The sequence below is a fragment of the Pseudomonas siliginis genome (genome assembly GCF_019145195.1).
Taxonomy (GTDB): domain Bacteria; phylum Pseudomonadota; class Gammaproteobacteria; order Pseudomonadales; family Pseudomonadaceae; genus Aquipseudomonas; species Aquipseudomonas siliginis.
On record NZ_JAHSTW010000006.1, the window covers coordinates 76,956 to 92,050 of the forward strand.

At 60.2% G+C, this 15,095-nt stretch carries 10 protein-coding genes; 6 read left to right on the forward strand and 4 right to left on the reverse strand.

Annotated elements, in window-relative coordinates:
- Positions 1–11: 11 nt before the first annotated feature.
- The gene (locus KVG87_RS26240) at positions 12–743 is read left to right on the forward strand and encodes a methyl-accepting chemotaxis protein (protein WP_375123750.1); all 732 of its coding nucleotides are present in this window, start codon (positions 12–14) and stop codon (positions 741–743) included.
- 201 nt (positions 744–944) lie between these two features.
- On the opposite strand, the gene KVG87_RS13500 is transcribed toward KVG87_RS26240, so the two are convergent.
- Complete coding sequence (locus KVG87_RS13500; protein ID WP_217851108.1) at positions 945–2,747, reverse strand: acyl-CoA dehydrogenase; 1,803 nt, start codon at positions 2,745–2,747, stop codon at positions 945–947.
- Positions 2,748–3,059: 312 nt separating this feature from the next.
- Positions 3,060–7,013 carry a trifunctional transcriptional regulator/proline dehydrogenase/L-glutamate gamma-semialdehyde dehydrogenase gene (putA, locus tag KVG87_RS13505; protein WP_217851110.1) on the reverse strand — a complete coding sequence of 1,318 codons (3,954 nt, stop codon included), beginning with the start codon at positions 7,011–7,013 and terminating at the stop codon, positions 3,060–3,062.
- Between the two features lie 458 nt (positions 7,014–7,471).
- Here putA and putP point away from each other — a divergent pair, with 458 nt between their 5' ends.
- From putP to KVG87_RS13525, 4 genes are all read left to right on the forward strand, one after another.
- A complete protein-coding gene (putP, locus tag KVG87_RS13510; protein WP_217851111.1) occupies positions 7,472–8,956 on the forward strand; it encodes a sodium/proline symporter PutP in 1,485 nt (494 codons plus the stop codon).
- Between the two features lie 347 nt (positions 8,957–9,303).
- The gene (locus KVG87_RS13515) at positions 9,304–11,319 is read left to right on the forward strand and encodes a type VI secretion system Vgr family protein (RefSeq protein ID WP_217851112.1); all 2,016 of its coding nucleotides are present in this window, start codon (positions 9,304–9,306) and stop codon (positions 11,317–11,319) included.
- Positions 11,300–12,022, forward strand: a complete 723-nt coding sequence (locus KVG87_RS13520; protein ID WP_225930886.1) for a DUF4123 domain-containing protein — start codon at positions 11,300–11,302, stop codon at positions 12,020–12,022. The genes KVG87_RS13515 and KVG87_RS13520 overlap by 20 nt, the downstream gene beginning before the upstream one ends.
- A 331-nt stretch (positions 12,023–12,353) precedes the next feature.
- Positions 12,354–12,674 carry a hypothetical protein gene (locus tag KVG87_RS13525; RefSeq protein ID WP_217851114.1) on the forward strand — a complete coding sequence of 107 codons (321 nt, stop codon included), beginning with the start codon at positions 12,354–12,356 and terminating at the stop codon, positions 12,672–12,674.
- Positions 12,675–12,691: 17 nt separating this feature from the next.
- On the opposite strand, the gene KVG87_RS13530 is transcribed toward KVG87_RS13525, so the two are convergent.
- The gene (locus KVG87_RS13530) at positions 12,692–13,123 is read right to left on the reverse strand and encodes a T6SS amidase immunity protein Tai4 family protein (protein ID WP_217851115.1); all 432 of its coding nucleotides are present in this window, start codon (positions 13,121–13,123) and stop codon (positions 12,692–12,694) included.
- A gap of 331 nt (positions 13,124–13,454) precedes the next feature.
- Between KVG87_RS13530 and KVG87_RS13535 the strand changes: the two genes are divergently transcribed.
- Positions 13,455–14,294, forward strand: coding sequence for a 23S rRNA (adenine(2030)-N(6))-methyltransferase RlmJ (locus KVG87_RS13535; protein WP_217851116.1), 840 nt, complete (start codon positions 13,455–13,457; stop codon positions 14,292–14,294).
- Between the two features lie 124 nt (positions 14,295–14,418).
- Here the strand turns inward: KVG87_RS13535 and msrA are convergent, their stop codons facing one another.
- Positions 14,419–15,084, reverse strand: a complete 666-nt coding sequence (msrA, locus tag KVG87_RS13540; RefSeq protein ID WP_076565295.1) for a peptide-methionine (S)-S-oxide reductase MsrA — start codon at positions 15,082–15,084, stop codon at positions 14,419–14,421.
- Between the last annotated feature and the right edge of the window lie 11 nt (positions 15,085–15,095).

The window sequence follows — 15,095 nt, forward strand, 5'->3', positions numbered from 1 at the left end:
AAATGACCGACATGGTAGCCACCGCCGTCCACGAAATGGGCCTGACCGTGCAGGAAATCGCGCAGAACGCTGGCAACGCCGCGCTTGCCTCGCAAACCGCGCGCGATGAGGCGTTGCAGGCACGGGAAGTGGTCGGTGGCTCGATCCGTCATATCGAAAGCATGTCCGATGAGATCGGCTTAGCGGCGGGCGCAGTGGGTGAGCTGGCGCAGCAAGTGGCGTCGATCGATTCGGTGCTGGCGGTGATTCGTGGCGTTTCCGAACAGACCAATCTGCTCGCACTCAACGCCGCCATCGAAGCTGCCCGCGCCGGCGATATGGGCCGTGGCTTCGCGGTGGTCGCCGATGAAGTGCGCACCCTCGCGCGCAGGACCCAGGCCTCGACCGACGAAATTCAATTGATGATCGGCAGCCTCAAGCAAGGCGCGGAAAACGCCGTGTCATCGATGCGCACCGGCCAGGCCGCTACCGGCACCGGGGTTGAATCGAGCCAGCGCACCGGCGCGTCGCTGACGGCGATCACCGGCCAGGTCGAGCGCATCAGCGATATGAACCATCAGGTGGCGACGGCAACCGAAGAGCAGTCCGCGGTGACTGAAGAGATCAACCGCAACGTGCAGGGGATTTCCGATCTGGCACGGGCGACGGCGGGGGAGGTTCGTGCGTGTCGTGAGGATTGTCAGATGTTGCAGCGGCTGGCGGATGATCTGGCGCGGCAGATGGGTGGGTTCAAACTGAGTTGAGTATCAGACCTGAAAAGCCCCTCACCCTAGCCCTCTCCCGGAGGGAGAGGGGACTGACCGAGGCGTCTATCGCTATACGTCGACCTGAAAACACCAGTCGATTATGGATCCGGCAAGGCCCTTTCAGGTCGGCGTACTTCTTGAATATTCCCCATTCGGCCCCCTCTCCCTCCGGGAGAGGGCTGGGGTGAGGGTAGCGTTTCAGAACCACGCATCCCGCATCCCCAGACACGTATCATCCCGCGCCTCCAGCAAGTCCAGCTCATGCTGGCAACCCGGCACTTCCCATGTCAGGAAATACCGCGCCGCCTGCAACTTGCCCTTATAGAAGTCGACATCCGCCGCATTTCCTTTGGCCAGGCCTTCCTCGGCGCGGATCGCCTGCTCCAGCCAGCGCCAGCCGATCACTGCGTGGCCGAACACTTTCAGGTACAGCGCCGAGTTCGCCAGGCTGCTGTTGACCTTGCCTTGGGCCAGATCGGTGAGCAGGCCGATGGTCACGGTTTGCAGGCGGGCAACGAGTTTTTCCAGCGGTTCGCGCAGGGTGGTCAACGAATCGTATTCAGTGGCACGTTCGGCCGTGTTGGCGATCAATCGAATCAGCTGCTTGAGACCGGCGCCACCGTTCTGCGCCAGTTTGCGCCCGAGCAAATCCAGCGACTGGATGCCGTGGGTGCCTTCGTGGATCGGATTCAAGCGGTTGTCGCGATAGTACTGCTCCACCGGGTACTCACGGGTGTAGCCGTGGCCGCCAAGAATCTGGATCGCCAGTTCGTTGGCCTTCAGGCAAAACTCCGAAGGCCAGGATTTGACGATCGGTGTCAGCAAGTCCAACAGTTCATGAGCCTGTTTGCGTTCGGCTTCGGTTTCCAGCGTGGTGGTGTCATCGAACAACCGCGCGGCATACAGGCCGAGGTCAAATGCCCCTTCGACGTAGGATTTCTGCGTCAGCAGCATGCGTCTGACGTCCGCGTGCTGAATGATCGCCACCGGCGCCGTGGTCGGATCCTTGCTGTCCGGCACCCGACCCTGCGGCCGCTCACGCGCATATTCCAGTGAATACAGGTAACCGGCATAACCGAGCATGACCGCGCCCATGCCGACGCCGATCCGCGCTTCGTTCATCATCTGGAACATGTAGCTCAAACCATGGTGCGGTTTGCCCACCAGATAGCCGACACACTCGCCGTTATCGCCGAAGTTCAGCGCCGTCGATGTGGTGCCGCGCCAGCCCATCTTGTGGAACAGGCCGGCGAGCAGCACGTCGTTGCGCTGGCCGAGGCTGCCGTCGTCGTTGACCAGAAACTTCGGCACGATAAACAGCGAAATACCTTTCACCCCCGGCGGTGCGTCCGGCAGTTTGGCCAGGACCATGTGCACGATGTTTTCCGACAGCGGATGATCGCCGCCGGAAATGAAGATCTTGTTACCCTTCAGGCGATAGGTGCCGTCGGACGCAGGCTCGGCGCGGGTACGAATGTCCGACAGCGATGAACCGGCATGGGGCTCGGTCAGGGCCATGGTGCCGAAGAAACGTCCGTCGATCATCGGTTGCAGGAAGCGCTGTTTCTGCTCTTCGCTGCCAAAGCTCTCGATCAGGTTGGCCGCGCCCATGGTCAGGAACGGGTAGGACGTCGAAGCTGCATTGGCGGACTGGAAATGCGCGAAGCAGGCTTGCGACAGCAGGGTCGGCAATTGCATACCGCCGGCCTCGAAACTGCGCGCTGCGTTAAGGAATCCGGCCTCAAGGAAGGCATCCACCGCCGGTTTCACTTCAGGAATCAGGATCGCCTTACCATCCTCGTAGCGCGGCTCGTTCTCGTCGCCCTTGCGGTTGTGCGGGGCGAAATACTTCTCGGCGATATTGCGCGCGGTGCCGATGGCGGCGTCGAAGGTCTCGCGATTGTGCTCGGCAAAGCGCTCACGCCGGGTCAGGCCCTCGGCATCGAGGACTTCGTACAGCTCGAAAGCCAGATTGCGGGAACTGAGCAGCGTCTCGGACATGGCGGCCTACCTGGAAATTGGGGTTGGGCCGAGTCTAAGGCGGTGGAATAGAGGCTGGATAGGATGATTGATGAGAGTGATGCAGAAGCAAAAGATCGCAGCCTTCGGCAGCTCCTACATTTGGAATGCGTTTCCCTGTAGGAGCTGCCGAAGGCTGCGATCTTTTGATCTTCTGTGGAAGCGAGCCTGCTCGCGAAAGCGGTGGTTCAGGCAACATTGATGTCGACTGAAACGCCGTCTTCGCGAGCAGGCTCGCTGCCGGAGGGTATTGCTTACCAGGCAACCATTGCAGTCGCCTGGACTTACAGCGGTTTAACCGATCGTCATCAGACTGGCATTGCCTCCAGCAGCAGCCGTGTTAACGCTCAATGCCCGCTCGATCACCAGGCGCTCCAGGGCAATGTTGGTCTCGCCCTGGGACAGTCCCTGAACGCCAACGATCGCGCCGCCACGCTGGGCGATCTGCTGGCAGACGCCGCGCAACTGGTCGGAGTGGCCGTGATGCAGCACGGCATCGAAGACCACTTCGTCCTTGTTCCAGTCGGCAACGCGTTTGATCCGCGCCTGGACTTCCTTCGGCAGACGGGCGAGCAACGCCTTGGTCAGCTCGGTTTCCGGCCACACCGCCGAACCGCCCACTGCCAGCACCGCCGCCAGTTGCGTCAGCAGATCACCTTCAACTTCCGCCAGGCACAGCACGTGCTCGCGCGGCAGGATGGCGTAGCTGTTTTTCTCGCCGGTCGGGCCAGCCAGCACGCGGGTGATGCCGCTCTGCGATTGTGCTGCGTATTGCACGCACAGGGTGCTCAGATCGGCGAACTTGTTGTTGTCGGCCCAGGCTTTCAGAGCGTTCAACGATTGGCTCATGGCATCGCGCAAGCGCACGTCCGGGGCGACGATGGCGTCACCGCGAGCGAAGGATTGCTCGATGGCGTCGCTAGGACGCGTCGACAGCAAACGGTACAGATACAGCGGGCCGCCGGCTTTCGGGCCAGTACCCGACAAGCCTTCGCCGCCGAATGGCTGCACGCCGACCACGGCACCGACGATGTTGCGGTTGACGTAGACGTTACCGGCGTTGACGTTGTCGATCACCTTGGCGATGGTCTCGTCGATGCGCGTGTGCACGCCCAGCGTCAGGCCGTAACCGGAGGCGTTGATCTGACCGATCAGTTGATCCAGCTCTTTGCGCTTGTAGCGCACCACGTGCAGTACCGGGCCGAAGATCTCGCGTTGCAGTTCGTCGAAGCTTTCCAGCTCGATCAGGGTCGGCATGACGAAGGTGCCGCGCTTGATCTCTTCGCTGTCGGCAATCGCAACCTGGTAAACATTGCGACCTTTGTCGCGCATGCCCTGGATGTGCTTGTCGATGCCGGCCTTGGCTTCGGCGTCGATCACCGGACCGATGTCCACGGACAGACGCTCGGGGTTGCCGAGACGGCTTTCGGCCATGGCACCCTTGAGCATTTCGATGACGCGATCGGCGGAATCTTCCTGCAGGCACAGCACGCGCAACGCCGAGCAGCGCTGACCGGCGCTGTCGAAGGCCGACGACACTACGTCGATCACGACTTGTTCAGTCAAAGCCGAGGAATCGACGATCATCGCGTTCTGGCCACCGGTTTCGGCGATCAGCGGAATCGGACGGCCCTGGCTGTCGAGACGGCCAGCGATGTTGCGTTGCAGCAAGCGCGCGACTTCGGTGGAACCGGTGAACATCACGCCTTTGACGCGCTCGTCACCGACCAGACCGGCGCCGACGGTTTCACCGCGCCCCGGCAGCAGTTGCAGCACGCCTTCCGGGATGCCGGCTTCGAGCATCAGGCGCACAGCCTGAGCCGCTACCAGCGGAGTCTGCTCGGCCGGTTTGGCCAGTACCGGATTACCGGCAGCCAATGCCGCAGCGACCTGGCCGCTGAAGATTGCCAGCGGGAAGTTCCACGGGCTGATGCACACCACCGGGCCCAGTGGGCGGTGGGCGTCGTTGCTGAAATCGTTGCGCGCCTGCACCGCGTAATAACGCAGGAAGTCGACGGCTTCGCGGACTTCGGCGATGGCGTTGGCGTAGGTCTTGCCGGCTTCGCGAGCCAGCAGGCCCATCAGCGGCTGGATCTCGCCTTCCATCAGGTCAGCGGCACGTTCCAGGATCGCCGCACGTTCGGCCGGCGGGGTGGCCTGCCAGATCGGCGCGGCGTTCAGCGCGCATTGAATGGCGCTGTCGACATCTTCAACGGTAGCTTCTTGAACATGACCGACCACATCGCGGTGATCGGACGGGTTCAGCACGGCGACCGGCGTTTCGTTGCTGGACGCGCAACCGAGCATCGGCGCGGCTTTCCAGTCGTTGTGCGCGGTGGCGAGCAGGGCGCAGGACAGCGAGGCCAGACGATGTTCGTTGGCCATGTCGATGCCGCTCGAGTTGGCGCGCTCGGCACCGTACAGGTCACGCGGCAGCGGAATGCGCGGGTGCGGCAGGCCGAAACCACCTTCCACGGTGGCCATCTGCTCGATCTGCGCCACCGGATCGGCCACCAGTTCCTGAATCGAAATCGACTGGTCGGCGATACGGTTGACGAACGAAGTGTTGGCGCCGTTTTCCAGCAGACGACGCACCAGGTACGCCAGCAGGGTTTCGTGGGTGCCGACCGGTGCGTACACGCGGCACGGACGGTTCAGCTTGCCCTCGGAAACCTTGCCTACAACCTGTTCGTAGAGCGGTTCGCCCATGCCGTGCAGGCACTGGAACTCGTACTGGCCCGGGTAATAGTTCTGACCGGCGATGTGGTAGATCGCCGACAGGGTGTGGGCGTTGTGGGTGGCGAATTGCGGGTAGATGACTTCCGGCACCGACAGCAGTTTGCGTGCGCAAGCAATGTAGGAAACGTCGGTGTACACCTTGCGGGTGTAGACCGGATAGCCTTCCAGGCCTTCAACCTGGGCGCGCTTGATTTCGCTGTCCCAGTACGCGCCTTTTACCAGGCGGATCATCAGGCGATGGCGGCTGCGGCGGGCCAGATCGATCACGTAGTCGATCACGTACGGGCAACGCTTCTGGTAAGCCTGGATGACGAAACCGATGCCGTTCCAGCCAGTCAGCTGCGGCTCGAAGCACAGGCGCTCAAGCAGATCCAACGACAGCTCGAGGCGGTCGGCTTCTTCGGCGTCGATGTTCAGGCCGATGTCGTATTGCTTGGCCAGCAGGGTCAGCGACAGCAGGCGCGGATACAGCTCGTCCATCACGCGCTCGTACTGCGCACGGCTGTAGCGCGGGTGCAGCGCCGAGAGCTTGATGGAGATGCCCGGGCCTTCATAAATTCCACGACCGTGGGACGCTTTGCCGATCGAGTGGATCGCTTGTTCGTACGAGGCCAGGTATTTTTGCGCGTCGACTTCAGTGAGTGCCGCTTCACCGAGCATGTCGTAGGAGTAACGGAAGCCTTTGGCTTCGAACTTGCTCGCATTGGCCAGTGCTTCGGCGATGGTTTCGCCGGTAACGAACTGCTCGCCCATCAGGCGCATGGCCATGTCGACGCCCTTGCGGATCATCGGCTCGCCGCTCTTGCCGATGATGCGGCTCAGCGACGAAGTCAGGCCGGCTTCGTTGTGGGTGGAGACCAGTTTGCCAGTCAGCAGCAGACCCCAGGTCGCAGCGTTGACGAACAGCGAAGGGCTGTTGCCCAGGTGCGGATGCCAGTTGCCGGTGCTGATCTTGTCGCGGATCAGCGCATCGCGGGTGCCTTTGTCCGGGATGCGCAGCAGCGCTTCGGCCAGGCACATCAGCGCCACGCCTTCCTGGGACGACAGGGAGAATTCCTGCAGCAGGCCCTGAACAATACCGGCACGACCACCGGCACTCTTCTGGTTGCGCAGTTTTTCTGCGATGGTCGCCGCGAGCTTGTTGGTGGCTTCGGCCATCGGGGCCGGCAGGCGCGCCTGCTCGATCAGCATTGGCACCACTTCCGGCTCAGGACGGCGGTAAGCAGCGGTGATCGAAGCGCGCAGTACCGATTGCGGGAGGATGCTTTCAGCGAATTCGAGGAAGCATTGGTGAGCGTGATCGGTCTGCACTTCGCCCGCGTCATCGGCGTCTTTGGCGGTCAAACCGTTCAACTCGGTCAGGGTTGCACCACCCTCGAGTTTTTCCAGGTAATTGAAAATTGCCTGCTTGATCAGCCAGTGCGGCGTGCGATCAATCGAGGTTGCGGCAGCCTTCAGGCGCTCGCGGGTCGGGTCATCGAGTTTGACCCCAAGGGTGGTGGTAGCCATATTTTTATCCTCATGGTTGCCACAGTTGCGTGGCATCAGCTGGCCGCAAGATTAGCCGTGCGCTGAATGAGGTGCAACCGGGTGCAACCCTTTTTTTGCCGGAATAATACGCAGCTCGTCAGGAAATAATTTCTGGTACGAAAGTGCTGCTCCTGCTTGGTGCTTTTGCTTCTAGCAAAGAGGCGTGACTGCCACAAAAGGGAGCAAAAACGGGGTGATCGTCGATTAATCCGACTGGGTGCAACTAATTCTCGCGAAACTGGTTGCACCTTATTTGCTTTGTTGCATAGCATTCGCCGCCAAGGTGCAACCGGGAATAACCCGGTGTACCGGCTGATGGCTTTCCTGGGGAAACATCAGTCTTAAATGCGCGGGATCCCGGATCGTCTGCCAAACGTCGTCGTTTGCGAGCGGTTCACTACCGCCGCTACATAAAAACAAAGCCAGGGCGTAACTCAATGAGCGTAAGCAATCCAACCCTGATCACATTCGTGATCTACATCGCAGCAATGGTGCTGATCGGCTTGATGGCCTATCGCTCCACCAACAACCTTTCTGACTATATTCTCGGTGGTCGCAGCCTCGGCAGCGTCGTCACCGCGCTGTCTGCCGGTGCCTCCGACATGAGCGGCTGGTTGCTGATGGGCCTGCCGGGCGCCATCTACATGTCCGGTCTGTCCGAAAGCTGGATCGCCATCGGCCTGATCGTCGGTGCCTACCTGAACTGGCTGTTCGTCGCCGGCCGTCTGCGGGTGCAGACCGAGCACAACGGCGATGCACTGACTCTGCCGGACTACTTCTCCAGCCGTTTCGAAGATAAAAGCGGCTTGCTGCGGATTATCTCGGCGGTGGTGATTCTGGTGTTCTTCACCATCTACTGCGCCTCCGGCATCGTCGCCGGTGCGCGTCTGTTCGAAAGCACCTTTGGCATGTCCTACGAGACGGCGCTGTGGGCCGGTGCTGCGGCGACCATTGCTTACACCTTCGTCGGCGGTTTTCTCGCGGTGAGCTGGACCGACACCGTACAAGCGACCCTGATGATCTTCGCGCTGATCCTTACGCCGATCATCGTCCTGCTGGCCACCGGCGGCGTCGATACCACGTTCCTGGCCATCGAAGCGCAGGATCCGAGCAACTTCGACATGCTCAAAGGCACCACCTTCATCGGCATCATCTCGCTGATGGGTTGGGGTCTGGGCTACTTCGGCCAGCCGCACATCCTCGCGCGTTTCATGGCGGCGGATTCGGTGAAGTCGATCGCCAAGGCGCGTCGCATTTCCATGGCCTGGATGATCCTGTGCCTGGGCGGCACCGTGGCGGTGGGCTTCTTCGGTATCGCTTACTTCTCGGCGCACCCGGAAGTGGCCGGTCCGGTCACCGAGAACCCGGAGCGCGTGTTCATCGAACTGGCGAAAATCCTCTTCAACCCATGGGTTGCCGGTGTGCTGCTGTCGGCCATTCTGGCTGCGGTAATGAGCACCCTGAGCTGCCAGTTGCTGGTGTGCTCAAGCGCCCTGACCGAAGACTTCTACAAGACCTTTCTGCGCAAGTCCGCTTCGCAACTGGAACTGGTCTGGGTCGGTCGTGCCATGGTGCTGCTGGTAGCCCTGATCGCTATCGCGCTGGCTGCCAACCCGGAAAACCGCGTACTGGGCCTGGTGTCCTACGCCTGGGCCGGTTTCGGTGCTGCGTTCGGACCGGTGGTGCTGATCTCGGTCGTCTGGAAAGACATGACCCGCAACGGCGCACTGGCCGGCATTCTGGTCGGCGCGATCACCGTGGTGGTCTGGAAGCATTTCGAACTGCTGGGTCTGTACGAAATCATTCCTGGCTTCATCTTCGCCAGCCTGGCCATCTACTTTGTCAGCAAGGCGGGTGAACCGACTCGCGGCATGGTTGAGCGTTTCGAGGCAGCGGAAAAAGATTTCCATCTGAACAAGTGATGGACTGAGCTTCGGCTCAAATGAAAACGGCTCGTTTCCTACCGGAGGCGGGCCGTTTTTTGTTGCCTGTGATTCTTCAACAACACTGGAGAACCCTGTGGGAGCTGGCTTGCCAGCGATGACGGTGTGTCAGTCAGCGATAAGTTGAATGTGCCGACCTCATCGCTGGCAAGCCAGCTCCCACAGGGACACTGACCGGCTTGAAGGAATGTCTGTAGTCAAAGTGCTAATTTCTAAAGGTCCTTTCAGCAAACCACGTAGGGCAAATCTGAATTTCCCGTCACCTGCTCATCACCCCTTGCCCCTCATGCAGAATCGCCCGCCCTCACACTGCAGAGAGACATCGGATGTTCGCGCCTGCCAATCAACCGCGTTTCACGTTGACCCTCGAAGGCGCCCAGCATGACCTCAAGGTCCTTGAGTTCACGGGCAGGGAAGCCATCAGCCAACCCTTTCGCTTCGAGCTGGAACTGGTCAGCGAGCGGCCGGACCTGGATCTGGAAAGCCTGCTGCATGGTCAGGCGTTTCTGAGTTTCGATGCTCAGGGTTGCGGTATTCATGGTCAGATTTATCAGGTCGGGCAGGGCGATTCCGGGAAACGTCTGACACGCTATCACCTCAGCCTTGTCCCGCGTCTGACGTATCTGGGGCATCGCATCAACCAGCGGATTTTTCAGCATCAGAACGTGCCGCAAATTGTCACGCAGATCCTCAAGGACCATTCGATCCTGCGCGATGCCTTTGAATTTCGCCTGGGCAGCGAATACCCGGAGCGCGAATACTGCGTGCAATACGCCGAAAGCGATCTGGCCTTCATCCAGCGTCTGTGTGCCGAAGTCGGCATTCATTACCACTTTCAACACAGCCCCGAAGGCCATTTGCTGGTATTCGGCGACGACCAGACCGTGTTCCCCAAGCTGCCCGCGCCAACGTTGTATCTGCCGGGCAGCGGCATGTCGGCGGGCGCGCCGGCGATTCAACGGTTCAACGTGCGCGTGGAAACCCGCACCAGCGTCGTCACCCGGCGCGACTACAACTTCGAAAAACCACGCCTGTCGCTGGAAAGTCGCAGTGACGGCGAGCAGCGTCCGGTGCTGGAGGACTACCTCTTTCCGGGCCAATTCAACGATCGCGAAACCGGCAGACACCTGACGCGCCGTGCGCTTGAACGGCACGTTGCCGATTACCGTCAGGCCGAGGGCAGCAGCGACGAATCCTCACTGGTCTGCGGGCATTTTCTGCAACTCACCGAGCATCCGCGCAGCGACTGGAATGATCTGTGGTTGCTCACCTGTGTCGAGCATCGCGGCCGCCAGCCGCAGGTGCTTGAGGAATCGGTGACCAGCGATGGCGAATCCTTCCAGGGCTACCGCAATACTTTCGTCGCCACGCCGTGGGACGTGGTCTTTCGTCCGGCGCTGTGCCCGGAAAAACCGCGCATGTCGGGCTACCAACCTGCCGTGGTCACCGGCCCGAAAGATCTGGAAATCCATTGCGACGAATACGGCCGGGTCAAAGTGCAACTGGCCTGGGACCGCGAAGGCGAATTGAACGAGCACTCCAGTTGCTGGCTGCGCGTTGCGACCGGTTGGGCTCATGATCACTACGGTAGCGTATTGATTCCGCGAGTCGGCATGGAAGTGCTCGTCGGCTTCATGGATGGCGATGCCGACAAGCCGCTGGTCATGGGTTGTCTGCCCAATGCGGCGACCCCGGTGCCGCTGGATCTGCCGGCAGACAAGACCCGCAGTATCTTCCGCAGCCAGAGCAGCCCAGGCGGTGGCGGTTATAACGAACTGCGCATCGAGGACAAAAAAGGCGCCGAGGAAATCTACCTGCGTGCCCAGCGTAACTGGACCCAGCATGTGCTCAACGACCAGCAGCTGCAGGTCGATAATCAGCGCAGTGTGGTGGTCACCGGCACCGCCCGCCATGAACTCAAGGCCGACGAGCAACGCATCACCCACGGCCAGCGCCAGACCGAAGTCAGGCAGGATGATCATTTGTCCGTGCTCGGCGATCAGCAGGTTCGGGTGAACAGCCAGGCCACCAGCGCCTCGGCGCAGATCCATATCAGCGCAGGCCAGCAAGTGGTCATTGATGGCGGCGCGAGCGCGACGATTCAGGCCGGGGGACAGTGGATCAACATTGGTCCCGGCGGAATTTTCAGCAGCGTGCCAATTGTTGTGGGCGGCGCGCCGATGGCGGCAACGAGTGCGGCACCGGTGGTGCCGGGCTTGCCAGAGAAACTGGTCGCTGCGCCGGCGGCGATTCTCACCGCTGCACAGATCATGAGTCTCAAAGGTGATGCGCCTTTCTGCGAAGAGTGTGAGCGTTGTAAGGATGGTGTTTGTGCAGCGTGAGGAATTGACACCCGAACAATGGCTGGCACGGCAGCCGCTGCATGCGTCGGAGCAACTGTTCGCCATTTTCAGCCGCGCCAGCGACGCCAATGCATTCAAAGCTTGGCAGGGCACAGCGAATCCAGTCTGGGCCGAGACCATTTATGCCGAGTGGGACGCGGTGATGCCCTATGTGGGAATTGTCGCTGCAGACAGTGAGTTTTTACGTTGGGTGGCGGAAACAGAATCCCGGGATTGGGGATGGTTGGCGGTGTCTTCGGCAGATCTGGAAGTGCTGGTCGAACATTTCCGCAGCCTGACTCAAGTGCTGATGCCGGACGGTAAAGCGGTGTTTTTCCGCTTTTGGGATGGTCGGTTTTTGCTGCCTCTTTTGCAGTCTGACGAGGTCATTCCCGCGCAATGGCTGCCAGTCGTTTCACGAGCCTTGATCAATGGCCAAACCATTGAAATCGGGGGGCGTGCGCTGGTTTCGGGGCGAGTCTTTCCGTGGTGGAGCGTGCCGCAATCGCTGTTGGCGCAGACTGATGCAAGCGTACGCATCGCCAATGCTTTGCAATGGCTGAGCGAGGAGCAACCGGCGGTGTTCGAGGCGTTTCCCGAGGCGGTCCTGCGCTGCAAGGTCGGGCAGTTTTTCAAATTATCGATGTCGGAAGATTCGTCACGATCGGCGCTTCTGGAGTTTTTGCTGGCAGAGGCAGAGTGAAATTTCGGGGCAAACGCTTCGGACGTTTCCTTCGAATCACGGCGGTTTTCATGAACTGGTGCGTGGTGAGTTGCAGGGATAGTCTTTTCGTTGTCGCCGCGAGAGCGGTGGCAGGGTGAAGGATCCCCGCATTCATGACGTTACAGTTCGTTGGCTTTTTGCGGCACTTGGTTCAAGTCCGTAAGATCGTTCGCGGCGGCTGTGCGTGGGGCACGCTTCGGCGTGGCCGAGGTCCATGATTGCTCGGTTCCTACTCCTGCGCACAGCTGCCACCCTAACCCGTAGGAAGGTGTGATGGCGGCTCACGTTTATCAATCATGGGACCCGGAAAATGACCAATATGCATACTGATCCACCCTACGAAAAAATCACGCCTCACCCCGACAACCGCTTCATGGCCCTCACCGGCAATTGCAGCGACATGCCCAGCCTGTTCGTCGACACCCACGTGCCCCTCGACATCCTCATGGATGCCGCCAACTATCGCATCCGCGCCGTGGTCCAGGTCCTGGAAAACATGTGCATGCGCGGCTCGATCGAATGCGACTCCGTGATCCTCAGCGACTTCGCCCTGCTGTGCGCCATCCCATTGCGCGATGGCTGTGATGTGCTCGATGTCATCGGCAGACGCTTGCGCAGCATGCCCGCCTGAAAAAGATCAAAAGATCGTTAATAGATATCAACGCGTCGGTCGGAAATGTACGCATCCTGAGTTTTGATAAAAATGTTGAACGCCTCGGAGTTGTAGACATGCAGGCACCCAAGAAACACTACTTTTTCATTCGAGTATTTGCTGTTTGAAGGTGTCTGCTCGTAAGCCGCCAACACGTAGTTTCGGGTTTCTTTATAGGGATCGTGCAGCACCTGCAGCGTGTCTTCATTTTGCAGGATGGTATGCATGCTTTTGCCCATGAACGAATAGGCATTGGCGGACAGTGCAATGTCTTTTTCCAGCGCTGAGCGTTCGTTGAATGGCTTCAGGATGCAGTGGCTCAGCCCGTAGTTCTTTAGTGTCTGGCGTGCCTGTTCAATGTGGGTTTCGTCGGCAAGGGCGAGGTATGGACTAAGAAGGCCGAGTAAACAGATGATCAGATATCGCATGAATTTTTGACTTCCTGTCGTTGATGGTTAGCCAGTTTAACGCCATAAAAGCAAAGCCCCTCACCCTAGCCCTCTCCCAGAGGGAGAGGGGACTGACCGAGTTGTCTTGGTGTTGTACGCCGACCTGCGACTTCAGCGGTGAACTTCGTTTGGCCAAGCCTGAGATCACGTCGATCATTCAGGTCGATGTAACTCGCAAGATCGCCACCGTAAGTCCCCTCTCCCTTCGGGAGAGGGTTAGGGTGAGGGACAGGCGTTTGTCCACTCGGCTGCGAACCCCTGACTTGCCGCCCGGTAAAAGGTAAACTTTGCGCCCTTCGCAGGAGCAGCCATGAATTATCGTCACGCCTTCCATGCCGGCAATCACGCCGATGTGTTCAAACACCTGACCTTGACCCGCCTCATCGCTCTGATGTCGCGCAAGGAGCAGCCGTTTGCCTATCTCGACACGCACGCCGGCATCGGTCTGTATGACTTGCAGGGCGATCAGGCCAATCGTACCGGCGAGTATCTGGAAGGCATTGCGCGGTTGTGGGATCAGCCGGACCTGCCGGCGCTGACCGCTGATTACATGAAGGTGCTGCACGAGATGAACCCGGATGGCCAGTTGCGCTATTACCCGGGTTCGCCCGAGCTGGCGCGGCGCCTGACGCGGCCGCAGGATCGGGTGATGCTCAATGAGAAGCACCCGGAAGATGGCGTGCTGCTCAAGGACAATATGGCTGGCGATCGTCGGGTGAAGGTCCATTTGGGCGAGGGCTGGCACGTGGCGCGGGCGATGTTGCCGGTGCAGGAGAAGCGCGCGGTGATGCTGATCGATCCGCCGTTCGAGCAATTGGACGAGATGCAGCGCTGCGCGGCGTCGATGAAAGAAGCCATCGGCCGCATGCGCCAGACCGTGGCTGCGATCTGGTATCCGGTGAAGGATCAGCGTGCACTGCGGCGTTTCTATCAGGACCTGGCAGGCACGGGTGCACCGAAGTTGCTGCGTGTGGAGCTGCTGGTGCATCCGCTGGATACGCCGAACTGCCTGAACGGTTCCGGGCTGGCGATCGCCAATCCGCCGTGGGGGCTGGAGGAAGAACTGCGTGAGCTGCTGCCGTGGTTGTCGAAGAAGCTTGGGCAGACCCAGGGTGGCTGGCAGATGGATTGGTTGATTGCCGAGAGCTGATCGCCGAGCGATCGTTCCCACGCTCCGCGTGGGAATGCCTCAATGGACGCTCTGCGTCCGCTGTCAGGACGCGGAGCGTCCCAGGCTGCATTCCCACGCAGAGCGTGGGAACGATCAGGCGGGGTTAGTTGCCCGCCAGGCTCGCAGGCATGCACACACCGGTGCCGCCAATCCCGCAGTAACCTTCAGGATTCTTCGCCAGATACTGCTGGTGATAGGCCTCGGCAAAGTACACGGTCGGGGCCTGGTCGATCTCGGTGCTGATTTCACCCAGACCGGCCTTGGCCAGTTCCGCCTGATACACGTCTTTGCTTTTCAGTGCCGCATCCAGTTGCTCCGGGGTGGTGGCGTAGATCACTGAGCGGTACTGAGTGCCGATGTCGTTGCCCTGACGCATGCCCTGAGTCGGGTTGTGCAGTTCCCAGAACATCGCCAGCAGTTCTTCGTAACTGACTTGGGCCTTGTCATACACCACCAATACCACTTCGGCGTGGCCGGTCAGGCCCGAGCAGACTTCTTCGTACGTCGGGTTCGGCGTGAAGCCGCCGGCGTAACCAACCACGGTGCTGACCACGCCTTCGCGCTGCCAGAAGCGCCGCTCCGCGCCCCAGAAGCAACCGAGACCGAAAATCGCGAAGTCGACGTCCTGAAAGAATGGACCGAGCAGCGGGGTGTCTTCGAAGACGAAGTGTTTTTCCGGCAGGGTCATCGCGGTTTCGCGGCCGGGCAGGGCTTGTTCTTTGGTTGGAAGCACGTTTTTGTTCACCAGAATTTCCGAGCGCAGAACCATGAGCGTTCCTC